This window comes from Cupriavidus sp. KB_39 (genome assembly GCF_052114485.1).
Lineage (GTDB): Bacteria > Pseudomonadota > Gammaproteobacteria > Burkholderiales > Burkholderiaceae > Cupriavidus.
Window position 1 is genome coordinate 86,849 of sequence record NZ_JBFREV010000001.1, and the last position, 25,137, is coordinate 111,985.

Genomic DNA, 25,137 nt, shown 5'->3' on the forward strand with positions numbered 1-25,137 from the left:
ACTTACTCCTTGTCTTCGTTTGCCCTGGCAATGGCACCACGCATGTCATAGTCATGACTTACCCACCGCTTCGCCAGCCGGTCGACCGTGCCATCCGCCAGCATCTCGCCAATTGCCTTGTTGATCGCCGCCGCCAGGGCTGGCTGGTTCTTCGCGAGCGCAGGCGCCGAGAGCTGGTAGGTCAGCGGTTCGCCGACCTCCTTCAGGGGAAGCTTGTTGACCGTCGCGTATCGCAGCCCGCCAAAATGCGACACGATCACCGCATCGATGCGCCCGTTGGCGAGATCGCTGAACAGCAGTCCGCCGTTGTCGTAGGAGCGCAGTTCGGAAGACGTGAGATGCTTGCGTGCCCAGGATTCGTTGCTGGAGCCCGTTGTCACGCCGACGCGTTTCGCGCCGAGATCGCCACGTCCCTTGATGGTCGTAGTGTCGGCACGCACAAAGATCCGGAAGTCCTCCGCACCGTACGGCGTGCCGAAGTCCACTTGCTTGCTGCGCTCGACCGTCGGGGTCAGGTCGTTCATGACCACGTCGTACTTACCCGCCTTCAGGCCTTCGATGAAGTTCTTTCCCGAGTCGGCGATGAACACGACCTTCTGTACACCCATGCGCCGTGCCACTTCCTTGGCGATCTCGACGTCGTAGCCGGCAGGCTGGTTCTTCTCGTCGAGCATGCTCCACGGCGGGCTGCTTTGGGTGTTGGCCACACGCAGCACGTTGTCTGCCTTGATCTTCGGAAGGAGATCGGTAGCGTGAGCGGCCGGCCATAGGCCCATCATCACACCCACCAAGAGTGCCTGCCTGAGTCGCATTGTCAGAGGCCAACGTTTCATTTTTTATCCTGTTGCTGTGAGTGTGTGTGGGGGGGGGGGGGGAGAAATCAGACCGGCCGATGGCCAGCATACTGTTCGAAGCCGTGCTCAAGGTCGGCGATGAGTCGCTGCGTGTCCTCAAGACCAATGGACACGCGGAAGATCGGCTGGTCGGTGGGTGGGAATCTGCGAGCCTTCTGGATCCCTGCCGGGTAGAACGCGATCAGACTATGCGTCCCGCCCCAGCTTGCACCGATCGAAAACACCTTGAGCGCGTTGAAGAACGCTGCGACCGCCTGTTCCGGGGCAGGTTTGAGCACGAATGAGAATAGGCACCCGGCAGCCGTGAAGTCCCGCTTCCAGATCGTATGCCCGGGGTCGTCTGGCAAGGCAGCGAACAGCACGCGATCGACAACTGGGTGGTGCCGCATCCATTGCGCCACCTCCAGTGCGCGCCTGCCCTGCTCGGCGAAGCGCAAGGGGAACGTCTCCAGACCGCGCGACACCAAAAAGCAGTCGTCCGCACTCACGGCAAGGCCCAGGGTGGCTTGCGCCTCGCGCAGTTTTTCGTACAGCGTGAAGTCGTTCGTGCTGATCGCACCCATCAGCAGGTCGGAATGCCCGCCGAAGAACTTCGTGGCGGCCTCGATACTCATGTCCACACCATGCAGGAGCGGCTGGAACCCAAGCGGACTCGCCCAGGTGTTGTCCATCATGGTGAGGATGCCGCGCCGCCGGGCCTCGGCGGCAATTTTCGGTACATCGGGCATTTCCATCGACACCGTCCCCGGAGACTCGAGGCAGATCATCCGTGTCGACGGCAGGATGTAGGAAGCGATGTCGCTGCCGATGTCGGCCGGATAGACATCGACATCCACACCGAGCCGGGCCAGCCAGTCGCCCGCGAAGGCCTTCAGGCCGCCATAGCACGCGTCGGAAATCAGGATGTGGTCGCCGCTTTTGACGAATGGCATGATCGCGCTGACCAGCGCGGCCTGCCCAGACGGAACAACGACGCAGTGGCTGGCGCCTTCCAGCGCCGCGATCCTGCCCTCCAGCTCGCGGTGGGTCGGGGTACCAGTCACCCCGTAGCTGAATCCATCTGGCTGGCGTGATTTTCGCGCAACGAAATCTTCATACGAATCGAATACGATCGTGGACGCCCTGAATACACCAGGAGAAAGACTCTCAAAAGGTTGGTTACGGTAGTCGGCCGGTGGCGTGCTCATTTTTCAATGCCAGTGAATATGTGCCAGCATTTTTCACCACGATTTCAAATCCATCCACCTGCGGGACTTTTCAATCGAGAAGCCTGGCTTATTGGCCAATGAGCCATATCACCTTGCCTTGCGCCCGGGAAAATCCAGATATTCGCTATCTGGAATATCGCAATCAGTGGAATCCCCATCAGGGTATTGGATAAGCTTTCCGGCCCGGGGTGGGATTAGGCATCCAGATATCTGTTGATTTTGTCGGTCTCAGACTGAAGTTGCAGGCGCAGGTACCTCAGGAACTCCTGCCCGTTCGTGGAAACCGGCCGCCCCGGTCGCATGATGAGCAGCGTGCGCGCATCGATCGCCACTGCCAGGCGGCGGACCACAAGTCCGCGCGCCATATAGTCCAGCGCCGCAATCGGATTGACCAGCGCCAGGCCAACTCCCGCCAGTGCCAACTCACAGGCAGTCGCCGAGAGCGGCGTCTCGATGACACGGCGGAGCGTCACGCCATGTTCGACCAGCGCGCTCTCGAGGCGAGTCCTACCCAGATCCTCCGGGTTCATGTCGATGAAGGCGTCCGAAGCGAGGTCGCCCAGTTGAATCACCCGCCGCACGCGCAGCGGGTGTTCAGGCGACATGGCAACCACGCCGGAAAACGTCGAAAACACCGAATGTTCGACACTCTGGGTCGCCACCTCATCATTCATGAGCCCGAAATCAACCAGGCCAGCGGAGACGAGCTGGAAGACCTCCTTCGAACTGCCGACCTGCAGAGACATTCGCACATCTCGCTTTTGCGGCGCGAAGGCGGCGATTGCCCGGCTCACGAAGGAAACGCCGAAGGCTGGGTACGAGGCCACCGATAGCCGCCCGACGCCGAACATTCTCAGGCTTCGGATGCGGTGTTCGATAGCCTCGTAGCCGACGAAAAACTTGTCCACCTCCGTCATCAGCGCGTGCGCTTCCTGGGTCGGCTGCAGGCGGCCGCCAATCCGGTCGAACAGACGCAATTCGGCCAACTCCTCAAGCTTGCGGATGGCCTGGCTCACGGCCGGCTGGGACACCCCAAGCAACCGGGCCGCTTTGCCGGTCGATCCCGACGTGATGACCGCCCGAAATGCCTCAATTTCCCTGATATACACCTATAAGCTCCGCTTCTGTATCAAGAAGGTAAATGAGTGGACTGCGAATATGGGGACGTGAAAAATCCGGCCACGCACAAGACGGCATCGAGATTTTCTGGATAACCGTTCTCCGGACAAGGCTCAAGAGAAAAGAGAAGCTCAAATCCGGTGCATCCGCCCACAACACCTGCACCATTATGGAACGGCACTCCATAATGGTACATCTCTCCCGGATGCTTGCGCGCATACCTTTCCACTAGTATCTCGGAGGACCATAATATGAAGAAGTCGCTTATCGCACTGGGATTAATGAGTGCAGCGGCGAGCCCCGTGTCGGCGCAAAATGCCATGACGTTGTATGGCATTATCGACGCAGGCATCACCTTTACCAACAATGCAGGCGGGCACCAGTTCTGGCAGGTACAGAGCGGCGTGGCCCAGGGGAGTCGCTGGGGGATAAAGGGCGCGGAAGATCTCGGCCAGGGCGTCAGGGCGATCTTTCAACTCGAAAGCGGCTTCAATGTCGATACCGGCAAGCTTGGACAAGGTGGCCTGATCTTCGGCCGGCAGGCGTATGTCGGGCTATCCGACAGCAAATACGGTACCGTCACTGTCGGCCGCCAGTACGATCCCGTTGCCGACCTGGTGCAGCCGGCTGTGATGAACGGCTCGAGCGGCGCCTTCTTCTCCCATGCGGGTGACATCGACAACAGCAACAACGGTTTCCGCGTCAGTAACGCCGTCAAGTACGTCACCGCGCCGCTGGGCGGGCTTACCTTCGAGGCACTCTACGCATTCGGCGAGCAGGCGGGCAACTATCGCGGCAACAGCACGGTCGGCGCGGGCGCCAGCTATGGCAGCGGCCCCGTCTATCTTGGCGCCGCATACTTCTACGCACGCAACCCGGCGACCCAGTTTCCCGATGGCAACTGGGCCCCCAGCACGACGAATCCTGGCGTATCGGGTCGTGGGCCGTTCGGCTATGTCGGCAATCCCTCGAACATGGAAACGTACGCGGCCGGCGGCACCTATTCGTTCGGCCAGGCCGGCCTTATCGGCATGGACTTCTCGCATGTCAGCTTTGACGATGCCAACGGCGTCACCGGCAATACCGTGAAGTTCGACAACTACGAAATCTGGGGTCGATACTATTTCACGCCAGTCCTGCAGACGACGCTCGGATACACCTTTACACGGGCCAAGGTCGACGCCACGGGCGGGAGCCCTAAGTACCATCAGCTCAACGCACTGCTGGACTACTACTTCTCGAAGCGCACCGACGTCTATCTGATGGGCATCTATCAGCAATCCGCAGGTGGTGCCCGGGCCGATGTCTATGACGGCGCAACGGGAAGCCAGTCGTCCACGACGCGACAGGTGGTGGCGCGTGTGGGGGTTCGCCACAAGTTCTAAGCGTGCCGAACCTAAAAAAACGCCGCGATCCCTGCGGACCGCGGCGTGTCAATGTGCCGATCGGGCGGCACCCACTATGCCGCCCGTGCGCCTGTATCAGGCGCCGATCGGCTTGCCTTCGTTGTGCCGGATGACGACCGTGGACGAGCGTGCCGGGAGGCTGGCGCTCGGCCATTTGTCGTTCGGATGCTGGATGTTCACGAAGAACGTCGTCAGATCCGGCGTGTACGCGAGACCGGTGATTTCACAGCCGTGCGGGCCGACCAGGAAGCGCTTCACCTCGCGCGTGAGCTGATCCACGTAGTGCATCGAATTGGCGCCGAAGATGTTGGTCACGCTGGTCCCCGTGCCCGCATCGGTCTGCACCCACAGGCGGCCCTTCGGGTCCACGCGGATGCCGTCCGGGCTCGAGAACGTGTCGCCCACCATGTTGCCCTTCAGGTTCGCCGCCGCGATGGACGGGTCGCCGGCCAGCAGCAGGATTTCCCACGTGAACTTGACCGCCAGCGGCGAATCGCCGGTTTCCTTCCAGCGGACGATGTGGCCGTGCGAGTTGGTCACGCGCGGGTTGGCCGCGTCGGTCACCTGGCGGCCACCGTTGTTGGTCAGCGTGCAGTAGATCGTCCGGTCCAGGCCCACCGTGATCCACTCCGGGCGGTCCATCAGCGTGCCGCCGGCCACGCGCGCGGCGGCCTTGGTGTTGATCAGCACGTCGGCCTGTGTATTGAAGTCGATTGCCACCGGCGCCGGCGGCACGACCGACTGCGTGAAATTGCCGGGGTCCGAGGCACCCGCCACGAGGCCATTCTTGCCCTGGGTCAGTTCGATCCAGTCGCCCGACCCGTCGGCATTGAACTTGGCCACGTACAGCGTGCCGTTGTCGAGCAGGCTGGCGTTGTTCAGGCGATTGGTCGCGTCGAAAGCGGCGCTCGGGATGAACTTGTAGATGCAGCCCGGCGTGCCATCGTCGCCCATGTAGAACGCCACGCGATTGCTCGAATCGGTCATGAACGCGGTGTTCTCATGGTCGAAGCGGCCCATGGCGGTGCGCTTGACCGGCATGCCCGAGATCTGCTGCAGCGGATCGATCTCCACCACCCAGCCGTAGCCTTCCTCGGCTTGCGTCGGGTCCAGGTAGTTATCGGTGGTTTCTTCGCAGGTCAGGTAGGTGCCCCACGGCGTGTGGCCGCTGGAGCAGTTGTTCAGCGTACCGACCACGGTACCGCCCACCACGCTGGCGGCCGGGCCGGAGACGCGATACAGCGAGTTGCCGGTGTAGCGCTTGTTGTACGTCGAATTCTTCTTGACCTGCCAGGCGTTGGCGACGAATTCGACCTCGATCACGGACACGCCAACGGACGACAGCGCCAGGCGCTTCTGCTCGGGCGTGGCGGTGCCGGCGTTGTACGAGCCCGGGAACAGGATGGCGCTATCCATGGCTTCGTGATTCATCACGAGCAGGCCGCCCTTCTGCGGGTCCGTGCCCGGGATCTCGAAGTAGTGCATGCCGTCGTGGTTGCCGCCGGCCTGGCGCTCGGTTTCGGCCGACGACTGGAACGCGCCCGTGTAGCCCACCGAGCCCGCTTCCACCGGGTCGCCCGCCGAGAACAGCACGGTATATGAATAGTTGGTCGGCAGCGTCACGGTGTCGGCGGTCACCTTGTCGGCCACCGGCGTGAAGTTGATGCTGTAGTCCAGCGGCTGCACCGGGGTCGGCGTTGGGGCCGCGCCGGGTCCAGGAGCCGGCGCCGGCGCGGGAGCCGGAGCGGGATCATCATCGCCACCACAGGCCGCCAGCAGGCTGCCGCTGCCGAATGCCGACAGCAGCGACAGGCCCAGCCCGCCACGCAGCACCTTGCGGCGCTCGGGGTTGGCGGCAACGATTTCCTCCAGCGTCTGGCCAGGCACGGTGACCGAGCCCTGGGCTTCGCGGCGCGGTGCGCGGAACTTATCGGTGATGTACGACATGAGTAGAGACCTCCAGTTGTCAGGGAGACCGCCGGGCTTCTGTTGTCCCGGCGGCGACTTGCCGGGGCAGATACTAGCGATCACAAATGACGGTTTCGTTACATCATGTCTGTACATCAATGCATACCCGCCACTCCAGGTTGAGAGACATTTGGGGCGACCATGATCGCCCACCTTTTTTGCACTTTTGCGACGCCCCGGGTGCGCAATCAAGTGATGGTTATTGCGCTTTCAACACCTTGTCACACTCCGTTCATAGCATGGCGTCCGGCCTGAACGATTAGAGGTCGTTCCCACTCGGCGACATGGCGAGCCTTGCCATCGGGTTGCCGACCACACAAAAAAGGACGAGAAAATGCTGGACAAACTCAACGCATCGCGCCGCAAGGCCCTGAAACTCCTCGCCGGCGCGCCGATGCTGCCGCTGGGCATGGGTTCCATTTCCCTGCTGGCCGGTTGCGGCGGCGACAGCGACGCTGCCACGCCGGGTACGCCGAACACGCCCGCCACGCCGGGCGCCACCCCCGCGACGTTCGCCTCCGCCGAATTCACGGGCATGGCCGCGCCGACGCTGGCCGATCCGGCCGCGATGTCCACCACCACGGTGGGCTCGTCGCTCAAGGTGACCATGAGCGACGGCACCAGCCAGACCTACAAGCTGGCCTACCAGCCGTTCTTCATCACCGGCGACCAGGTGCCTGACGGCAACGGCGGCAAGATCCTGGCCGGCGGCTACGTCAACATCAATAACCAGCCGATCACGGACGTCTCGGTGGCCGGCAAGGAACGCCAGTTCTTCTCCGACTCGCCGGACGGCACGTCGCTGCTGAAGATCGATGGCGCCAAGGTGGCCGGCGTGACCGGCAACACCGTGTTCGCCGTGGTCCAGTTCGAATACAACACGGCCGACCAGGCCGGCGTGAGCACCTACGGCTGCCTGCCGTCGCCGATCGCCATCCTCACGCTCGACCAGAACCCGACCACCGGCAAGCTGTCGCTGGTCAAGTACCACAACGTCGACACCTCCAGCGCCAACGGCCTGTGGATTACCTGCGGCGCGAGCCTGTCGCCGTGGAACACCCACCTTTCCAGCGAAGAGTACGAGCCGGACCCGTGGACCACGGACGCCGCCCTGATCGCGCAGTACGCCAAGTACTCCACCAACCTGTACGGCAACGCGAGCATTCCGCTGAACCCGTACCTGTACGGCCACCTGCCGGAAGTCACGGTGAACGCGGACGGCACRGGCTCGATCAAGAAGCACTACTGCCTGGGCCGCATCTCGCACGAACTCGTGCAGGTGATGCCGGACAACCGCACCGTGYTGATGGGCGATGACGCCACCAACAGCGCCATGTTCATGTTCATCGCCGACAAGGAGAAGGACCTGTCCGCCGGCACGCTGTACGTGGCGAAGGTGGGTTCGGGCTTCTCGGTCGATCCGGCCGCCGCTGGCGCCGCGCTGACCTGGATCAAGCTCGGCCACGCCACCAGCGCCGAAGTGGAAGCCATGGCCAAGTCGCACCGTCCGCAGGACATCATGGACGTGAAGTGGGCGGACCCGGTGGACGCCAGCTACACCAAGATCTTCGCGAACGGCATTGCCCAATGGGTCAAGGTCGTGCCGGGCAAGGAGCACGTCGCCGCGTTCCTGGAAACCCACCGCTACGCCTACCTGGCCGGCGGCAGCATGGGCTTCACCAAGATGGAAGGCACCACGGTCAACATCAAGGACAAGATCGCCTATTCCGCCCTGCAGAACGTTCAGGACTCGATGGTGCTGAACAACGCCAAGGGCTGGAACGCCGCCAGCAACATCAGCGTGCCGGCCGCGCTGAAGGCCGGCGTGGTGATGCAGCACAACCTGACCGGTGGCCAGACYGACACCAGCGGCGCTGCCATCAGCAGCGAATGGGTGCCGGTGCACACCAAGGCGCTGATCGCCGGCAAGGACATCGCCGCTGACGCGCTGGGCAACACGGCGGATCCGGAAACGATCGGCAACCCGGACAACCTGAAGTTCTCGGAAAAGCTGCGCACGCTGTTCATCGGCGAAGACAGCGGCCAGCACGCCAACAACTTCCTGTGGGCGTACAACATCGATACGAAGAAGCTGAGCCGCCTGATGTCGGTGCCGTCTGGCGGCGAGTCGACGGGCCTGCACGCCGTGGACGAACTCAACGGCTGGACCTACATCATGAGCAACTTCCAGCACGCGGGTGAATTCATCAGCACCATGCCCGCCGGCGTGAAGACCACGCTCGATCCGCTCGTGCGTGCCAACTACAAGGACAAGTTCGGCTCCGCCGTCGGTTACCTGACCGCGGATGCCACCAGCGTCAAGCTGGGTTGATGTCCTGATGTACCCGGGCCATCCGCACTGCCGGGTGGCCCGGTCATGTGGCAAAAATCCCACGCCCCCAGGGCACCATCCAGTCCAATTCCCGATCAACGCCCGCAATTCACGCGCAACGGGAATATGTCATCTTTAGCCTATTGAAGTCCTGAATAAGGGCGGATAAGGTTCGGCGAATAATATTTTCCACGGTGATATATGTTATTCGCGACATATATTGCACGCCCCAATCTGGAAATCCAAATGAGTCATTTCGAAACGGGACGCAGCACGCCTTCCTTCGCCCTCGATGCCGGCCCCCCCAGGTCCGTTGCGCACGCACGTCCGGTGTGTGCGGCCCCCGTTTCCACCGTGTAGTAATTGTCGGACCGCCCCGGGGCCACAAACCCTCTCAAAGCCCGGGGGCACCGACATTTCTGGGGGTAATTCGTCCAGGGCGTGACGGGGTCAACCGCGCTGCCGCCAGAGCAGCCGGGCGCGCCAGGCCAGTGGGGACGAACTACCCGGTATTCCCATGTCCCGGAGAATGTTCAACATGAGCAGCGTGATCAACGATGGTGGCAGCCCGTCCTACGGGCGAGCGCCGTTCTTTTCCAAGGAAGCGACCTACGCCAAACCGGGATTTTCCCGTTGGATGGTCCCGCCCGCCGCGCTGGCGGTGCACCTCTGCATTGGCCAGGCCTATGCTTTCTCGGTATTCAATGCCCCCCTTTCCAAGGTCATCGGTATTWCCGAATCYGCGSCTGACGACTGGAAACTGACCACGCTGGGTTGGATTTTCTCGCTGGCCATTTTCTTCCTCGGCATTTCCGCCGCCTTCGCCGGCAAATGGCTGGAACGCGTGGGCCCGCGCAAGACCATGTTCACGGCGGCCTGCTGCTTCGGCGGCGGTTTCCTGATTTCGGCCCTCGGGGTCTATACGCACCAGATCGTGCTGCTYTACCTAGGCTACGGCGTGCTCGGAGGGATCGGGCTCGGCCTCGGCTATGTCTCGCCGGTCTCCACGCTGATCCGCTGGTTCCCGGACCGCCGCGGCATGGCCACCGGCATGGCCATCATGGGCTTCGGCGGCGGCGCGATGATCGCCGCGCCGCTGTCCGTGGCGCTGATGAACACCTTCAAGAGCRCCACCTCGGTCGGCGTGACCCAGACCTTCCTGGTCATGGGCGTGGGCTATTTCATCTCGATGACCATCGGCTCGCTGGCCATCCGCGTCCCGCCGCCCGGCTGGAAGCCCGCTGGCTGGACCCCGCCGGTCACCACCAACAAGATGATCACGCGTAACCACGTGCACATCGACCAGGCGCTGAAGACGCCCCAGTTCTACCTGCTGTGGGTGGTGCTGTTCCTGAACGTGACCGCCGGCATCGGCGTGCTCGGCCAGGCTTCGCTGATGATCCAGGAAAGCTTCAAGGGCTCGGTCACCCCGGCTGCCGCCGCGGGCTTCGTGGGCCTGCTGTCGCTGTTCAACATGGGCGGCCGCTTCTTCTGGGCCTCGTCGTCGGACTGGATCGGCCGCAAGAACACCTATTTCGTGTTCTTCGCGCTGGGTGCCGTGCTGTACTGGCTGGTGCCGCAACTGGGTGGCGCCGGCAGCATCGCGCTGTTCGTGCTGGCCTACTGCGTGATCATGTCGATGTACGGCGGCGGCTTCGCCACCATCCCGGCCTACCTGGCCGACATGTTCGGCACGGCCTACGTGGGCGGCATCCATGGCCGTCTGCTGACCGCCTGGGCCGCCGCCGGCATCGCCGGTCCGGTGCTGGTGAACTACATCCGCGAATACCAGGTGGCGCACGGCGTGACCGGTGGCGCGGCGTACACGATGACGCTGCACATCATGGCCGCCCTGCTGGTTATCGGCTTCCTGGCCAACCTGCTGGTCTCGCGCGTCAGCGAGAAGCACCACATGAGCGACGCCGACGTGGCCGGCATGGCCGGTGTGGCGGGCGGCGCGCACTAAGTATCTAGAACGGAGTCATCCATGGAAAACCAATCTCTCAACGCGCAACCGACCAATACGGGTCTGCTGGCGGTGTTCTGGCTCTATGTGCTGGTGCCGCTGGTCTGGGGGGTGTCCAACACCATCACCCAGGCGCTGAAGCTGTTCCACTAATACCGGACAGCCAGTGACTCAGTGACGGAAGGGCCGCGGCAACGCGGCCCTTTTCATTTCCTCCTACACTTGTCGGGTTGCCCCGCGTGGGGCCCGTTCCTTTCTTTCCACCCAGTTGAATGGAGTCGCCATGAAGATCGATCTATCGGGCAAGACCGCCCTCGTCACGGGTTCCACGGCCGGCATCGGCTTTGCCACGGCCAAGGGGCTCGCCGAGGCCGGCGCGCGCGTCATCGTCAACGGCCGCAGCAGCGCCAGCGTGGAACAGGCGCTGGCCAAGCTGAAAGCCGCCGTGCCAGACGCCCAGGCGGTAGGCTTTGCCGGCGATCTGGTCGATGCGGCGGTGTGCGACAAGCTCGTCGGCACCCATCCCGACCTCGACATCCTCGTGAACAACCTCGGCATCTTCCAGCCGCAGGACTTCTTCGACATCCCCGACAGCGAATGGACGCGCTTCTTCGACGTCAACGTGCTGACCGGCGTGCGGCTCTCGCGCGCCTACGCCCAAGGCATGGCCACCCGGAAATGGGGCCGGATCGTGTTCATCGCGTCGGAGTCCGGGATCAATATCCCGGTGGAAATGATCCACTATGGGGTCACCAAGACCGCCCAGCTGGCCATCTCGCGTGGGCTGGCCAAGCGGCTGGCGGGCACCGGCGTGACGGTCAACGCGGTGCTGCCGGGGCCGACGCTGTCCGAAGGGGTGGAGGCAATGCTCAAGGACGAGATTGCCAAGACCGGCAAGAGCGCCGAGGAAGTGGCGGCCGACTTCGTCAAGGCGCACCGCAGCTCGTCGCTGATCCAGCGCGCGGCCACGGTGGAGGAAGTGGCCAATATCATCGTCTACGCGTGCTCGAAGCAGGCATCGGCCACCACCGGCGCGGCGCTGCGGGTGGATGGCGGCGTGGTCGATACGATCATCTGAGGCCGCCCGCCCCCAGCAAWTCCACCGCACGCGCCAGCACCGGCGACGGGTTCCCCGGATGCCAGATCGCCGAGTACTGCGCGTGCGCCGGCGCCCCGGTGAGCGGCTTGAGCACCACACCGGGCACCGCCGCCGTGCCGAGCGTGCGCGGCACCAGCGCCACGCCCCGGCCCAGCGCCACCAGGCTGATGACGGACAGCAGGTGCTTGGCGTAGTGGCGGAAGTTCGGGCTGAAGCCGCCGGCCAGGCAGGTGGCCGCCGTCAGGTCGAAGTAGCCCGGCGCGCTCTCCCGGGGAATCACGATGAACGGCTCGTCGGCCAGCGCCGCCACATCGATCTTCGCCCGACCGRCCAGCCGGTGCGTGGCGGGCAGCGCCGCCGCCAGCGGCACACTGGCCACGAGGTGCGCCGCCATCTCGCCCACCCCCATCGGCACCTGCGCGAAGCCCAGGTCGATGCGGTCCTTGCGCAGCGCCTCCACCTGCTCTGACGAGCCCATCTCCTCCCACACCGTTTCCACGCCCGCCAGTTCGCGATGCAGCCGGGCGAACAGCGCCTCGATGCCGATGTAGACCACTGCCGCCACGAAGCCGATGCGCAGCGTGCCGGTCTCGCCCTGCTGTGCGCGCCGCACCACCTGCAAGGCCACCTCGGCCTGATTCAGGATGCGCCGCGCCTCCTGCACCAGCGCCGCGCCGGCCGGCGTCAGCCGCACACTGCGCTTGTTGCGGTCGAACAGCATCACGCCAAGCTGTTCCTCGAGCTGCTGGATGTGCTTGGTCAGCGGCGGCTGCGAGATGCGCAGCCGCTCCGCCGCGCGGCCGAAATGCAGTTCCTCCGCCAGCGCCATGAACATGCGCAGGTCCCGAATCTCCATCGTCGCTTTCATGCTTCCCCGCCCCCTTGCGTGCGCCACCGGACAGCGGCGCCAGTCATTCTATTTTGGAATCAGTCTGTTCCCAAAAATATATTGGACGCATCCAAACGCCATTTGCACAATGGCCGGATTCCAAGACAACCCTACAATTCCGGAGACAGGCGCAATGCCCCGCATCCCCAMCCTGGCGCTGGACGCCATGACCCCTGCCCAGCGCGCCGTGCACGACACCATTGCCGGCGGCCCGCGCGGTGGCGTCCGCGGACCGCTGGCGGTCTGGCTGCAACGCCCCCAGCTCGCCGCCACCGCCCAGGCGCTGGGCCAGTACTGCCGCTACGACTCCTCCCTGCCGCCGCGCCTGTCCGAGCTGGCCATCCTCTGCATGGCCCGCGCCTGGCGCGCCGAGTACGAGTGGTACGCCCACAAGCCGTTGGCGCTGAAGGCCGGCGTGCAGCCTGAGGTGGTCGAAGCCATCCGCACCGGCCGCACCCCGGCTTTCGCCAACGAGGACGAGGCCGTGGTCCATGCCGTGATGCAGAGCCTCGACCAGACGCGCCGCATTCCCGACACGCTCTACAAGCACGCCATCGACGTGCTCGGCCAGGACGGCGTGGTGGACCTCGTCGGCCTCGCCGGCTACTACACGCTGATCTCGATGACCATCAACGCGTTCGAGGTGGTGCCGCCCGAAGGCACGCCCAGCGAACTCGATCCGCTCTGAACAGGAATCCCGAAACATGTCATCCACATCGTCCAAGAGACTCGAAGGCAAAGTCGTCATCGTGACCGGCGCGGGCTGCGTCGGCCCGGGCTGGGGCAACGGCCGCGCCGTTGCCGTGCGGTTTGCCGAGGAAGGCGCGCGCATCTTCGCCGTCGACAAGAGCGCCGACGCCATGGCCGAAACCCTGGAGCGCGTGCGCGCCATCGACGGCGACGTGGAAGCCCATTGCTGCGACGTGACCGACGCCGCCGCRGTCAACGCCATGGTCGATGCCTGTATCGCCCGCTTCGGCCGGGTGGACGTGCTGGTCAACAACGTGGGCGGCTCGGCCAAGGGCGGCCCCGTGGAACTGAGCGAGGAGACCTGGGACGCCCAGCTCGACTTCAACCTCAAGAGCGTGTTCCTGACCTGCAAGGCCGTGCTGCCGCACATGGAGGCACAGGGCGGCGGCGCCATCGTCAACACCGCGTCCACSTCCGGCATCCGCTGGACTGGCGCCGCGCAGGTGGGCTACGCCTCGGCCAAGGCCGCCGTGATCCAGTTTTCGCGCGTGGTGGCCGTGCAGTACGCCCCGAAGCGCGTACGCGTGAACACCGTGATTCCCGGCCAGATGCATACGCCGATGGTCGAAGCCCGCCTGGCCGGCCAGCGCGCCGGCGGCAACGTGGACGCCCTGCTGGCCCAGCGCCAGGCCCGCATCCCGCTCGGTTTCATGGGCGACGGGCGCGACACCGCCAACGCAGCCCTGTTCCTCGCCTCGGACGAAGCACGCTTCGTCACCGGCACCGAGATCGTCGTCGATGGCGGGATGAGCGTGCGCTGCGACTGAGCGACAAGACGCGCCGCATATAAAAACAGATAGAGGAGACACCCGCTCATGGCATCGACACCGCGCGCCGCCGCTTCCCGGCGACGCATCCTGCTGGCCRCGTTCCTGGCGGCCAGCCTCGGCCTTCCCTCTTTCGCGCAGGCCGCCCAGGCCGACACCTACCCCGACAAGCCGATCCGCATGGTCGTGGCGTTCTCGCCGGGCGGCCCCACCGACATCATCGCCCGCGTGATCGCGCGCAAGCTTGGCGAGCGGCTGGGCCAGCAGGTCGTGGTCGAGAACCGGCCCGGCGCGGGCGGCAATATCGCGGCGGAGCAGGTCGCCAAGTCCSCCGCGGACGGCTACACGCTGCTCTACAACAGCTCGTCGATCGCCATCTCGCCGGCGCTGTTCCAGAAGCCCGCGCTGAATCCGACCGAGATCTTCACGCCGGTGGCGTACGTGGCCACGGTGCCGCTGGTGGTGATCGTCAACGCCGCCTCGCCGATCCGCACGCCCAAGGACTTCCTCGCACAACTGAAGGCGCGGCCCGGGCAGATGAGCTTCGGCTCGTCCGGCAACGGCACCATCGACCACCTGACCAGCGTGCTGTTTGCCGCGCGCACGGGCACGCAGTTCAACCATATCCCCTACAAGGGCAACGCCGCCGCGCTGCCAGACCTGCTTTCCGGCCGGCTGGACTTCATGATGTCCGGCAGCCTCAACGCCGCGCTGCCGTTCATCCAGGACGGCAGGCTGCGCGCGATTGCGGCCACCACGGCGCGGCGCGTCTCCGTGCTGCCCGATGTGCCCACGCTGGCCGAAACCATCGCGCCCGGGTTCGACTCCGGCACGTGGCAGGGCATCGTGGCGCCGCGCGGCCTGCCCACTACCGTCGTTACACGGATTCACCGCGAGGTGGCCGCCGTATTGAAGGACCCCGACACGCTCGCCGCGCTGCACGCGCAGGGCGCCGAAGCCACCGGCGGCACGCCAGAGCAGTACGGCGCGCTGATCCGCAACGAATATGCGCGCTGGACCCGCGTGGTCAAGGAAACCGGCGCGCGCTCCGACTGACACCAATATGCCGACTTCTGCCGCCAGCACCTCGGGCATCTGGGACTGCCACTTCCATATCTTTGGCCCCTACGACGCCCATCCGCTGCCMCCCAACCCCATCTACACGCCGCCGCCCGCGCCGTTTGCCGAGATCCGGGCGATCCACGCCGCGCTCGGCATCGCCCATGGCGTGATCGTGCAGGGCGCCTGCTATGGCAACGATCACAGCGCGCTGCTTGCCGCGCTGGATACGACCGACGGGGCCTATCGCGGCATTGCGACCATCGATCCCGATATCGACGAAGCCCAGCTTGCCGACATGGCGGCGCGCGGTGTACGGGGCATCCGCCTCGGCCTGATGTCCCACCTCGGCGGCGCGCCGGACATGGGCCAGATGCGCGCCGTGCTGGAGCGGATTCGCCCGTACGGCTGGCACGCGCTGCTACACGGCCAGATCGACGATGTACTGGGCGCGCTCGCGGTGCTGGCCCCGCTGGGCGTACCGCTCGTGATCGACCACATGGCACGCGTGCAGGCGCGCGACGGCGTGGCCTATGCCAGCTTCGCGCGGCTCCAGGAGACCCTCGCCCTGCCCCACCTGTGGATCAAGCTCTCCGGGCCTGACCGCATCACCGACGGCATCGCGCCCTATCTCGATGCCGTGCGCGTRGCGCGCGCCCTGCTGGACACCGCGCCGGACCGCGCGATCTGGGGCACCGACTGGCCGCACCCGAACATCCGCTATCCCCGGCCCGACGAGGCGCAACTGCTGGCCTGGATTCGCGCGCTGTGCGGCGACGCCGCCACCGCCGACGCCGTGCTGCGCCACAACCCCGCCCGGCTCTATGCCTGAMACAGGAACCCCCATGCACGACAACGACCGCATGCCSATCGGCCGCTATCCGGACGCCGCCGTCCAGGTCCTGCAGCCCGCCTTCGAGCACTACCGCCTGGTGCTGGCCGCCGTGGAGCGTATTGCCACCGGCGGGCGCTGGAACGAAGGCCCGGTCTGGTTCGGCGATGGCCGCTACCTGCTCTGGAGCGATATCCCGAACAACCGCATCATGAAGTGGGAGGAAGAAACCGGCGCGGTAAGCGTGTTCCGCGCGCCCTCCGGCCATGCGAACGGCAACACGCGTGACCGCCAGGGCCGCCTGATCACCTGCGAGCACGGTGGCCGCCGCATCACGCGCACCGAGTATGACGGGCGCATCACGGTGCTGATTGACAGCGTCGACGGCAAGCCGCTCAACTCGCCCAATGACGTGGTGGTGAAGTCCGACGGCTCGATCTGGTTCACCGATCCGCCGTTCGGCATCGCCGGCTACTACCAGGGCGAGCGCGCGCAAGCCGAGCAGCCGGAGCGCATCTACCGCTTTGATCCCGCTACCGGCACCGCCACCGTGATGGCCGACGACGTCAGCGGGCCGAACGGCCTGGCCTTCTCGCCCGACGAATCCACGCTGTACGTGATCGAATCGCGCGCCCGCCCGCGCCGCATCCGCGCCTTCCAGGTCAGCGGCGACGGCAGCCGGCTCGGCGAGTCGCGCGTGCTGGTCGATGCCGGCCCCGGCACGCCGGACGGCTTCCGCGTGGACGTGGACGGCAACCTCTGGTGCGGCTGGGGCATGGGCACGCCGGACCTGGACGGCGTGCGCGTGTTCTCGCCACAGGGCGAGGCCATCGGCCATATCTCGCTGCCCGAGCGCTGCGCCAACCTCTGCTTCGGCGGGCGGCATCGCAACCGGCTGTTCATGGCGTCCTGCACGTCGATCTATTCGCTGTACGTCAACACGCAAGGCGCCGTGGGCGGCTAGACCCGCGCGCCACCGACCCTGTCAATCTGGAGGAGACCCCCATGCGCATCCGCATGCTTGCCCCGGCGTTCGCGCTCGCGGCCCTGGCCACGCTGGCCACCCTTGCCACTGCACCCGTCGCCCACGCGGCGCCCATCACGCGGCTCGTTGTCGCATTCCCGGCCGGCGGCCCTGCTGATTCGCTGGCGCGCGCCATCTCGCGCCAGCTGGAACTCGAACTYAAGCAGACCGTCGTCATCGACAACCGCCCCGGCGCCAACGGTGCCATCGCGGCGAGCTTCGTGGCGAAGTCGCCCACCGATGGCTCGGTGCTGTTCCTGACCAGCGCCGGGGCCATCGTCATCAACCCGTCGCTCTACGCCAGCCTGCCCTACAACCCGCAGAAGGACTTGACGCCGATCTCGCTGGTGGTGAACACGCCCGAAGTGCTGGTCGTGAAGCCCGACGCGCCCGCCGCCAACGCTGCGGCATTCGTCAAGCAGGCGCAGCAGGCGGCCAAGCCGCCGAGCCTGGCCTCCACCGGCGTCGGCAGCATGCCGCATATGACCATCGAGCTGTTCAAGGCAGCCACGCGCGTGAACTTCCTGCACGTGGCCTACAAGGGCGCCGCACCGGCCATCACCGACACGCTCGGCGGTCAGGTGGATGCGTTCTTTGGCGATGCGTCCGGGCTGATGCCGTTCATCACCAGCAAGCGGCTGCGGCCGATTGGCGTGGCGGCGCCGAAGCGGCTCGGCTTCCTGCCCGATGTGCCGACGCTCGGCGAGCTGGGCATCGCCAACGTAGAGGCCAGCAACTGGTACGGGATGATGGGGCCAGCCGGCACGCCGCCTGATGTGGTGAAGCGCGTGAACGAGGCCCTGCGCCGCACGCTGGACAACCCCGGCGTGCGCACAAACCTTGAACAACTTGGTCTGGTCCCCGCCCCTGGCAGCGCCGCCGAGTTCACCACGCTGATCCGCAACGACACCGCCAAGTGGGGCCGCGTGGTCAAGGAACACAACATCCACGGAGAATGACATGAGCACGATGACGCTGTACTGGTCGCCCCGCTCGCCGTTCGTGCGGCGCGTGATGGTGACCGCGCACGAACTGGGCATCGCCGACCGCATCCGCTGCACGGACGCCGTGGTGGCCATGACCGCCTGCAACGCAGACGTGATGGGCGTGAACCCGCTCAACAAGATCCCGACGCTGGTGCTGGAGGACGGCGGCGTGCTGTCCGAATCGACGCTGATCTGCGAATACCTCGCTGCCGGCTCGGCGCTGGTGCCGCAGGAGCGCGCGGCCCGCCTGCGCGCGCTGCGCTGGCACGGCATCGGCCATGGGCTGACCGATCTGCTGGTCTTGTGGCGCAACGAGCGGCTACGCCCGACGGCGCAGCAATCGGCACCCATCCTTGACGCCTGGGCCGCCAAGCTGGCGGCGACACTGGCGGTGCTCGACGGCGAAGCGGCCACCTTGCGCGAGTCAGCCGTATCGCTCGGGCATGTCGCCATCGGCTGCGCGCTGGGCTATCTCGACTTCCGCTTTCAGGAACGTGACTGGCGCGCGCAGGCGCCAGCGCTGGCGCAATGGTTCGCCACATTCGACCAGCGCGCGTCGATGCGCGAGACCGTGCCGTCAGTTTGACGCGCTGCCCCTCTCCCCCGGCCCCTCTCCCGCAAGCGGGCGAGGGGAGCAAACCGGCGGTGTTCCTCCCCTCTCCCTCCGGCCCCTCTCCCGCAAGCGGGCGAGGGGAGCAAACCGGCGGTGTTCCTCCCCTCTCCCCCGGCCCCTCTCCCGCAAGCGGGCGAGGGGAGCAAACCGGCGGTGTTCCTCCCCTCTCCCTCCGGGAGAGGGGCCGGGGGAGAGGGCGGGCACCTCAAGCGAAGTCCGGGGTCAAGCCGCGTCGGTACTCCACGACCGGATCAGGTCGACCGTGCCGGCATCCGCCGCGCAGGCCGCTTCGCCGATCTCCCGGCCCCAGTAGCGCTCCGAGCCATCGGCCAGCCGCCACGCGTGCAGGCGGCGCGTGAACAGTTGCAGGTCGTATTCCTCGGTCACGCCCATCGCCCCGTGCACGGCGTGGGCGCTGCCGGTCACCGGGGTCACCGCCTCGCTGGCATTGAGCTTGCCCACCGCTGCGCGCATGCGGTCCGGCCAGGCGTCGTCCGACGCGCACGCGATCTGCGCYGCCACGCGCGCCGCCGCCACCTGCTCGGCCATCACGCTGACCTGATGCTGGATCGCCTGGAACTTGCCAATAGGCCGCCCGAACTGCGCGCGGTCGTTGGCGTACTGCAAGGTCATGTCGAAGACGCGCGCCATCGCGCCGGCCATCTGCGCGGCGTGCAGGCAGGCGCCCAACGTGCGCAGCAGCCCCGGCGCCAGCGGAAAGGTYGTTGACGGGGAGCGGCCGATGGAGACCGTCAGGTCGCCGTGCACGCCGGTCTCGGATACGTCCGCTGCCTCGCGGGCGACCAGCGCGCCCTGACCGCCGTCCTGCACGACGAACCACGCGGCAGTCGCCCCACCCGGCGCATGGGTRCGCGGCGCGCCGTCAAACGTCGCCAGCGCGATCGGCCCTTCCGGCAATTCGATGCCGGCCCGGTGCAGCACGGCCCGCGCGAACATCGTCTGCGCSAGCGGCAACGGCATCGCGTGCCAGCCCATCGTAAAGAACAGCGGGGCGACGTCCGCCAGCGAGAGCCCCGCGCCACCGGCGTCCTCGGGCAGCAGGCAGTCCGCAAAGCCGCTGTCGCGCAGCACGTTCCACAGCGACGCCGCGCCCTGCCCCGCTTCCACGGCGCGCACATGCGCCGGCGTGCAGTGGTCGCGCAGCAGGGCCGTCAGCGCGTCGGAATAGGCGTTATCCATCTCGAAACTCCTTCAGCGCAGGCCAAGCCCGCGCGCGATCATGCCGCGCAGGATCTCGCGGGTGCCGCCCCGCAGCGAATAGGTCGGCGAAATCTGGCTGACGTAGGCCGCCGTGCGATACAGCGCCGTGTCGGCGGCCAGTTCCGGATCCTCCCCGAGCGCCGCTTCGGCCAGCGCGCCCACCGACTGCTCCAGCTCGGTGCCGAGGTCCTTGACCAGCGCGGCCTCCACCAGCGGGCTTTCCCCKGCGGCGAGCCGCGCCGTCACCGCCAGCGACATCGCGCGCAGCGTGGCGAGCCGGCCGACCAGCCGYCCGACGGTGACCGTGTCGCGCCGGATCGACGGCAGCCGGCGCAGCGCGGCAATCCATGCATCGAGCAGCACCACGCTCGAATAGAGCCGCTCCGGGCCACTRCGCTCGAAAGCCAGCTCCGCGTTSACCTGCTCCCAGCCCGCGCCTTCCWGCCCCACCAGCGCATCGGGCGGCAGGGTCACATCCTCGAAGCTCACTTCCGAGAAATGCGCGTCGCCAGCCAGGTCGTGGATCGGCCGGATCGTGATGCCCGGSGCGGCAAGGTCCACGATGACCTGCGACAGGCCCTTCTGGCGGTCGCCCACCTCGCCCGAGGTGCGCACCAGCGCCAGCATGTACTGGCAGCGGTCGGCATTGGTCGTCCAGATCTTGCGGCCGTTCAGCCGCCAGCCGCCTTCCGGCAGCGGCACCGCGCGCGTGCTGACGCTGGCGAGATCGGAGCCGGCGTTCGGCTCGCTCATGCCGATGCAGAAGAACGCCTCGCCGCGGCAGATACGCGGCAGGTAGAAGGCGCGCTGGGCGTCGTTGCCGTAGCGCAGGATCAGCGGCCCGCTCTGCCGGTCTGCGATCCAGTGCGCGGAGACCGGCGCGCCGCATGCCAGCAGYTCCTCCACGAGCACGAAGCGCGAAAAGGCGTCGAGYCCGGCGCCGCCGTAGGCCGCCGGCAGCGTGATCCCYACCCAGCCGCGCCGCGCCAACGCACGGCTGAAGCTGGCGTCGAAGCCCATCCACGAGCGCGCGCGCACATCGGGCGGCAGCGCGGGCAGATGTTCGGCGAGRAAGGCCTTGACCTCGGCACGGAAGGCCGCAGCCTGCGGCGGCAGCGCCGTGAGCTGGAACGTTGCGAACAGCGCACTCACATCGAACTCCTGTTTCAGTCCAGCGTGACGCCGGAATCCTTGACCACCTTGCGCCAGCGATCCAGCTCCTGGGCCACGTACTTGCCGTAGGCCTCGGGGCTGGTCCCGCGCGGCTCGGCGCCCTGCGCGGCCAGGCTGGCRCGYACCTCGGGCGCGGCCAGYGCCTTCAGCGTGGCGGCATTGAGCTTCTTGACGATCTCGGGCGGCGTCTTGGCCGGCACCATCATGCCCTGCCAGGCGCCCACCTCGAAGCCCGGCATGACGGTTTCGGCCACGGTCGGCACGTCCGGCAGTTGCGAGCTGCGCGTGAGGCTGGTCACCGCCAGCGCCTTCATGCGCTTGTCGCGGATGAATGGCAGCGACGAGTTGATCGTGTCCGTCATGAACTGCACCTGYCCGCCGGCAAGGTCGGTCAGGGCCGGCGCGCTGCCCTTGTAGGGTGCGTGGACCGCGTCCAGCCCGTTGGCCTGCAGGAACAGGAAAGCGGCCAGATGCGTGACATTACCGTTGCCGGCCGACCCGTAGGTCATCTTGCCGGGGTTGGCCTTGAGCCAGCTGACGAACTCGGCCACGGTGTTCGCAGGCACCTTCGCGTTCACCTCCAGCACCAGCGGCACCATGGCGGTCATCGCCACCGGCGCGAAGTCGCGCTTCACGTCGTAGGGCAGCTTCTTGTACAGCGCCGGACTCAGTGCGATGGACGAGGTGTTGTACAGCACCGTGTAGCCATCGGCGGGCGCCTTGGCGACCATCTCGCCGCCGATATTGCCGTTGGCGCCGGGGCGGTTGTCCACCACCACCTGCTGGCCAAGGTCTTCCGACATCTTCTTGGCGATCACGCGCGAGACGAGGTCGGTCGGGCCGCCCGGCGGGAACGGCACCACGAGCTTGATCGGATGATCGGGAAATTCCGCCGCGTGCGCCGACATGGCGACCGGCGCGCAGACCAGCGCGGCGACGGCGCAGACGCGTCGCAGCGTGGGGTGATGCCTGGCATTTTTGCTCTGAACTGGCATGTTGTCTCCTCCTGGGTATGCGTGGGGGCCGCCGCCGGCGGGCTAGCGCCCTGCCAGCAGGCGGCGCGCGGTGTAGGTCATCACCAGCTCGTTGCGCTGGTTGAAGACCTCGATGCTCGAATCCACCACCGCGCGGCCGCTCTTCGACGTCGGGCGGATGCCGGTCACGGTCACGGTGGCGCGGATCGTGTCGCCTACCACCACCGGGCCGTGGATCTTCTGCGTCAGTTCCAGCATCGCCAGCCCGGTGCCCTGGATCATGGTCTGCAGGATGAAGCCTTCGATCAGCGCGTAGGTCAGCGCGGCCGGCACCGGKCGGCCCTGGATCGCACCGCCCTCGTAGCCGGCTTCGATGAAGATGGCCTCCAGCATGCCGGTGGTGGAGATGAAGTTGACCAGATCGGTCTCCGTCACGGTGCGGCGGAAGGTCTCGAAAACCTGCCCGACCTCGATGTCCTGCCAGTAGTAGCCCTGCCCGAGGCGCTTGGGCTGTGCTTGGGTCATGTTCGTCTCCTTGTGGATCTTGTTTGGAATGGGGGTATCAGCGCGGCTTGGCTGCGAACGCCGCGCCGTCGCGCGTCAGGGCGTCGATGTCCTGCGCGTCCAGCCCAGCCTCGCCGAGCACGGCGCGCGTGTGCTCGCCGAGCCGGGGCGGCAGCGCCGCACGGGCGCGCTCGCCGTCGAAGCGCACCGGCGCGCCCGGAAAGCGCAGCGTGCCCATCGACGGATCGCTAACCTGCTCGAAGAAGCCGGTGGCTTTCAAGTGCGGGTCATCRATCAGCTCGTCGAGGTCGTTCACGCGCGCCACAGGAATCTGGAGGCCCTCGCAGATCTCGATCCAGTCGTCCGTGGAGCGTTCCCTCACCAGTTCGCCGGTGATTTCGTAGAGGGTTTCGATATGGCGCGTACGCGCCGCGATGTCGGTGAAGCGCGCGTCGGCGGCCAGATCGTCGCGACCGGCGCTGCGGAAGAAGTCGCGCCAGTGCGCGTCGGTGTACGGCATCATGCAGACGTAGCCGTCGGCGGTCTGGTAGGGCCGGCGCAGCGGCGCCAGTACGCGCGGATAGCCGGCGGTGCCGCGCGGCGGCTCGAAATGCTGGCCGTAGAGRTGCTCGACCATATTGAAGGCCACCATCGACTCGAACATCGGYACTTCCACCATCGAGCCCTTGCCGCCCTGCCGCGCGCGCCCGGTGAGCGCCGCCGAGATCGACAGCGCCGCCACCAGCCCGCTGGTCTTGTCCGCTGCGATGGTCGGGAAGTAACGCACCGTGCCGGTCTGCGCGGCCATCAGCGCGGCATTGCCGGACAGGCCCTGGATGATGTCGTCGTACGCGGGGCGCCCGCCGTAGGGGCCATCCTCCGCAAAGCCCAGCAGGCTCACATAGACCAGTTGCGGATGCCGCGCCATCACGCTGGCGGGGTCCAGATCGAGCTTGCCCAGCTTCTGCGGCCGCATGCTGTGCATGAAGACGTCCGCCGTGGCCAGCAGCCGGTGCAGCGCGGCCTGCGCTGCGGGCAGCTTCAGGTTCAGCACCACGCTCTTCTTGCTGCGGTTCACGCCCAGGAAGATGGCCGACATGCCGTCTTCGGTGGCGGGGCCGGTGCGACGCGTGGAATCCCCCTCGGGCGGCTCCACCTTGATGACCTCGGCGCCCAGGTCGGCCAGCCACTGGCTGGCGTACGGGCCCATCACGACCGTGGACAGGTCTACCACGCGAATGCCTGACAGCGGCAGCATGGGCGTCTCCTTATATCTTTTGGCTTTGAGTGACGAGGTTACCGCTGGCGAACCCTTTCCGTCTAATATTAGTTTTTTAGGAACCGATATCGATTAGATATCACCATCTCGCCATGGACCTGCGCCAACTCCAGCAATTCGTCGTGCTCGCCGAAACCGGCAACTTCCACCGGGCGGCCGAGCGCCTGCATATGGCGCAGCCGCCGCTCTCGATCTCCATCCGCAAGCTGGAGGCGGATCTGGGCACGCCGCTGTTCGTGCGCACCACGCGCGGCGTGCGCCTCACGCAGGCCGGCGAGGCGGCGCTGGCCGATGCCCGGCGCGCGCTGTTCCACGCCGATCAGGCCCGGGCGGCTGCGCTCTCCGCCGCACATGGCGAGCGCGGCGCGCTGCGCGTCGGCTTTATCGGCTCGGCTACCTACGCGCTGCTGCCCCGGCTGATTCCGGCCTTCCGCGCGGCGCATCCCGGCATCGAACTGATCCTGCATGAGTCGACATCGGCCTCGATCCTGGACCGGCTCGAACGCGGSCAGGTGGATGCCGGCCTCGTGCGCTTCCCGATCCTGAGCGCCGGCCCCTTCACGCTGACGCCACTGGAGGAAGACACCTTCGTGGCCGCCGTGCCGGCCGACAGCCGCTTCGCCGCGCAGGAGTCCATCGCGCTCAAGGCACTGGCYGACGAGCCCTTCATCATGCATCCSAGCGCCGAGGTGCCCAACCAGCAGGCCGTGGCGATGCTGCTGTGCCAGCAGGCCGGATTCGTGCCGCGCGTGACGCAGGAGGCGGTGCAGGTGCAGACCATGGTCAGTCTGGTGGAAAGCGGCCTGGGCGTGGCGCTGGTGCCCGGCGTGACGGCCCGCTACACCAATCGGCGCGTGCGCTTCCTGCGGCTGTCGAGCCCCCGGCCCGCCGCGCGCATCGGCATTGCGCTGGCCACGCGCGAGGGCGCCGATGACCGCCACGTGCAGCACTTCACCACCGTGGCGCGGGGCATGATGCAGGACGGCTAGCGCCGTTCCGCAGCGCAGCACCGGTCATACAGGCCGTGCATGGCCGTAATGAAACTTGCGCCATGCGTGTCCGATTCACGTTGTGACCGGTGGCCGCCGCCCCTTACAGTCTGGCTTGCATCCCA

23 protein-coding genes are annotated in these 25,137 nt (G+C 66.4%); 13 read left to right on the forward strand and 10 right to left on the reverse strand.

The window, feature by feature from the left end; translation table 11 throughout:
- Positions 1–2: 2 nt before the first annotated feature.
- The 3 genes from AB4Z27_RS00385 to AB4Z27_RS00395 form a co-directional block, all read right to left on the reverse strand.
- Positions 3–833 (reverse strand): transporter substrate-binding domain-containing protein, encoded by an 831-nt coding sequence (locus AB4Z27_RS00385; protein ID WP_092294714.1) that lies wholly within the window; start codon positions 831–833, stop codon positions 3–5.
- Between the two features lie 47 nt (positions 834–880).
- Positions 881–2,041: a cystathionine beta-lyase gene (metC, locus tag AB4Z27_RS00390; protein WP_441643725.1), complete on the reverse strand. Its 1,161-nt coding sequence runs from the start codon at positions 2,039–2,041 to the stop codon at positions 881–883.
- Between the two features lie 215 nt (positions 2,042–2,256).
- On the reverse strand, positions 2,257–3,171 hold the full coding sequence (locus AB4Z27_RS00395) for a LysR substrate-binding domain-containing protein (RefSeq protein WP_441592789.1): 915 nt from the start codon (positions 3,169–3,171) through the stop codon (positions 2,257–2,259).
- 261 nt (positions 3,172–3,432) lie between these two features.
- On the opposite strand from AB4Z27_RS00395, the gene AB4Z27_RS00400 reads away from it, so the two are divergent.
- On the forward strand, positions 3,433–4,566 hold the full coding sequence (locus AB4Z27_RS00400) for a porin (RefSeq protein WP_092294708.1): 1,134 nt from the start codon (positions 3,433–3,435) through the stop codon (positions 4,564–4,566).
- Between the two features lie 96 nt (positions 4,567–4,662).
- Here the strand turns inward: AB4Z27_RS00400 and AB4Z27_RS00405 are convergent, their stop codons facing one another.
- On the reverse strand, positions 4,663–6,534 hold the full coding sequence (locus tag AB4Z27_RS00405; RefSeq protein WP_092294706.1) for a PhoX family protein: 1,872 nt from the start codon (positions 6,532–6,534) through the stop codon (positions 4,663–4,665).
- A gap of 355 nt (positions 6,535–6,889) precedes the next feature.
- Here AB4Z27_RS00405 and AB4Z27_RS00410 point away from each other — a divergent pair, with 355 nt between their 5' ends.
- The 4 genes from AB4Z27_RS00410 (at position 6,890) to AB4Z27_RS00425 (ending at position 11,931) form a co-directional block, all read left to right on the forward strand.
- On the forward strand, positions 6,890–8,887 hold the full coding sequence (locus AB4Z27_RS00410; RefSeq protein WP_092294704.1) for a PhoX family protein: 1,998 nt from the start codon (positions 6,890–6,892) through the stop codon (positions 8,885–8,887).
- A 538-nt stretch (positions 8,888–9,425) separates the two neighbouring features.
- The gene (locus AB4Z27_RS00415) at positions 9,426–10,853 is read left to right on the forward strand and encodes an L-lactate MFS transporter (RefSeq protein ID WP_441643726.1); all 1,428 of its coding nucleotides are present in this window, start codon (positions 9,426–9,428) and stop codon (positions 10,851–10,853) included.
- Between the two features lie 21 nt (positions 10,854–10,874).
- Positions 10,875–11,006: an MFS transporter small subunit gene (locus AB4Z27_RS00420; protein ID WP_092294702.1), complete on the forward strand. Its 132-nt coding sequence runs from the start codon at positions 10,875–10,877 to the stop codon at positions 11,004–11,006.
- Between the two features lie 130 nt (positions 11,007–11,136).
- Positions 11,137–11,931: an SDR family NAD(P)-dependent oxidoreductase gene (locus tag AB4Z27_RS00425; RefSeq protein WP_092294700.1), complete on the forward strand. Its 795-nt coding sequence runs from the start codon at positions 11,137–11,139 to the stop codon at positions 11,929–11,931.
- Here the strand turns inward: AB4Z27_RS00425 and AB4Z27_RS00430 are convergent.
- On the reverse strand, positions 11,924–12,820 hold the full coding sequence (locus tag AB4Z27_RS00430) for a LysR family transcriptional regulator (protein WP_441643727.1): 897 nt from the start codon (positions 12,818–12,820) through the stop codon (positions 11,924–11,926). The two genes, AB4Z27_RS00425 and AB4Z27_RS00430, sit on opposite strands and share 8 nt — an antisense overlap.
- A gap of 154 nt (positions 12,821–12,974) precedes the next feature.
- Between AB4Z27_RS00430 and AB4Z27_RS00435 the strand changes: the two genes are divergently transcribed.
- Genes AB4Z27_RS00435 through AB4Z27_RS00465 form a run of 7 tightly spaced genes read left to right on the forward strand, consistent with a single transcriptional unit; the run spans position 12,975 to position 18,845 of the window.
- A complete protein-coding gene (locus AB4Z27_RS00435; RefSeq protein WP_441643728.1) occupies positions 12,975–13,529 on the forward strand; it encodes a carboxymuconolactone decarboxylase family protein in 555 nt (184 codons plus the stop codon).
- A 16-nt stretch (positions 13,530–13,545) separates the two neighbouring features.
- A complete protein-coding gene (locus AB4Z27_RS00440) occupies positions 13,546–14,358 on the forward strand; it encodes an SDR family NAD(P)-dependent oxidoreductase (protein ID WP_441643729.1) in 813 nt (270 codons plus the stop codon).
- 48 nt (positions 14,359–14,406) lie between these two features.
- Positions 14,407–15,414, forward strand: coding sequence for a Bug family tripartite tricarboxylate transporter substrate binding protein (locus AB4Z27_RS00445; protein ID WP_441643730.1), 1,008 nt, complete (start codon positions 14,407–14,409; stop codon positions 15,412–15,414).
- Between the two features lie 7 nt (positions 15,415–15,421).
- Positions 15,422–16,249, forward strand: coding sequence for an amidohydrolase family protein (locus AB4Z27_RS00450; RefSeq protein ID WP_177219916.1), 828 nt, complete (start codon positions 15,422–15,424; stop codon positions 16,247–16,249).
- A gap of 13 nt (positions 16,250–16,262) precedes the next feature.
- Entirely contained in the window at positions 16,263–17,213 is a 951-nt protein-coding gene (locus AB4Z27_RS00455) for an SMP-30/gluconolactonase/LRE family protein (protein ID WP_441643731.1), read from the forward strand.
- A 41-nt stretch (positions 17,214–17,254) separates the two neighbouring features.
- On the forward strand, positions 17,255–18,232 hold the full coding sequence (locus AB4Z27_RS00460) for a Bug family tripartite tricarboxylate transporter substrate binding protein (RefSeq protein ID WP_441643732.1): 978 nt from the start codon (positions 17,255–17,257) through the stop codon (positions 18,230–18,232).
- Between the two features lies 1 nt (position 18,233).
- Complete coding sequence (locus tag AB4Z27_RS00465; protein WP_255370813.1) at positions 18,234–18,845, forward strand: glutathione S-transferase family protein; 612 nt, start codon at positions 18,234–18,236, stop codon at positions 18,843–18,845.
- Between the two features lie 249 nt (positions 18,846–19,094).
- On the opposite strand, the gene AB4Z27_RS00470 is transcribed toward AB4Z27_RS00465, so the two are convergent.
- From AB4Z27_RS00470 to AB4Z27_RS00490, 5 genes are read right to left on the reverse strand one after another with little or no spacing between them, the layout of a single operon-like run.
- Complete coding sequence (locus tag AB4Z27_RS00470; protein ID WP_441592796.1) at positions 19,095–20,072, reverse strand: acyl-CoA dehydrogenase family protein; 978 nt, start codon at positions 20,070–20,072, stop codon at positions 19,095–19,097.
- Between the two features lie 12 nt (positions 20,073–20,084).
- Positions 20,085–21,245, reverse strand: a complete 1,161-nt coding sequence (locus AB4Z27_RS00475) for an acyl-CoA dehydrogenase family protein (protein ID WP_441643733.1) — start codon at positions 21,243–21,245, stop codon at positions 20,085–20,087.
- A 14-nt stretch (positions 21,246–21,259) separates the two neighbouring features.
- Positions 21,260–22,261, reverse strand: a complete 1,002-nt coding sequence (locus AB4Z27_RS00480) for a Bug family tripartite tricarboxylate transporter substrate binding protein (protein ID WP_441643734.1) — start codon at positions 22,259–22,261, stop codon at positions 21,260–21,262.
- Positions 22,262–22,303: 42 nt separating this feature from the next.
- Positions 22,304–22,765, reverse strand: coding sequence for a MaoC family dehydratase (locus AB4Z27_RS00485; protein ID WP_092294680.1), 462 nt, complete (start codon positions 22,763–22,765; stop codon positions 22,304–22,306).
- A 37-nt stretch (positions 22,766–22,802) separates the two neighbouring features.
- Positions 22,803–24,002, reverse strand: coding sequence for a CaiB/BaiF CoA transferase family protein (locus AB4Z27_RS00490; protein WP_441643735.1), 1,200 nt, complete (start codon positions 24,000–24,002; stop codon positions 22,803–22,805).
- A 113-nt stretch (positions 24,003–24,115) separates the two neighbouring features.
- On the opposite strand from AB4Z27_RS00490, the gene AB4Z27_RS00495 reads away from it, so the two are divergent.
- A complete protein-coding gene (locus AB4Z27_RS00495) occupies positions 24,116–25,012 on the forward strand; it encodes a LysR family transcriptional regulator (protein ID WP_092294676.1) in 897 nt (298 codons plus the stop codon).
- Positions 25,013–25,137 lie beyond the last annotated feature (125 nt).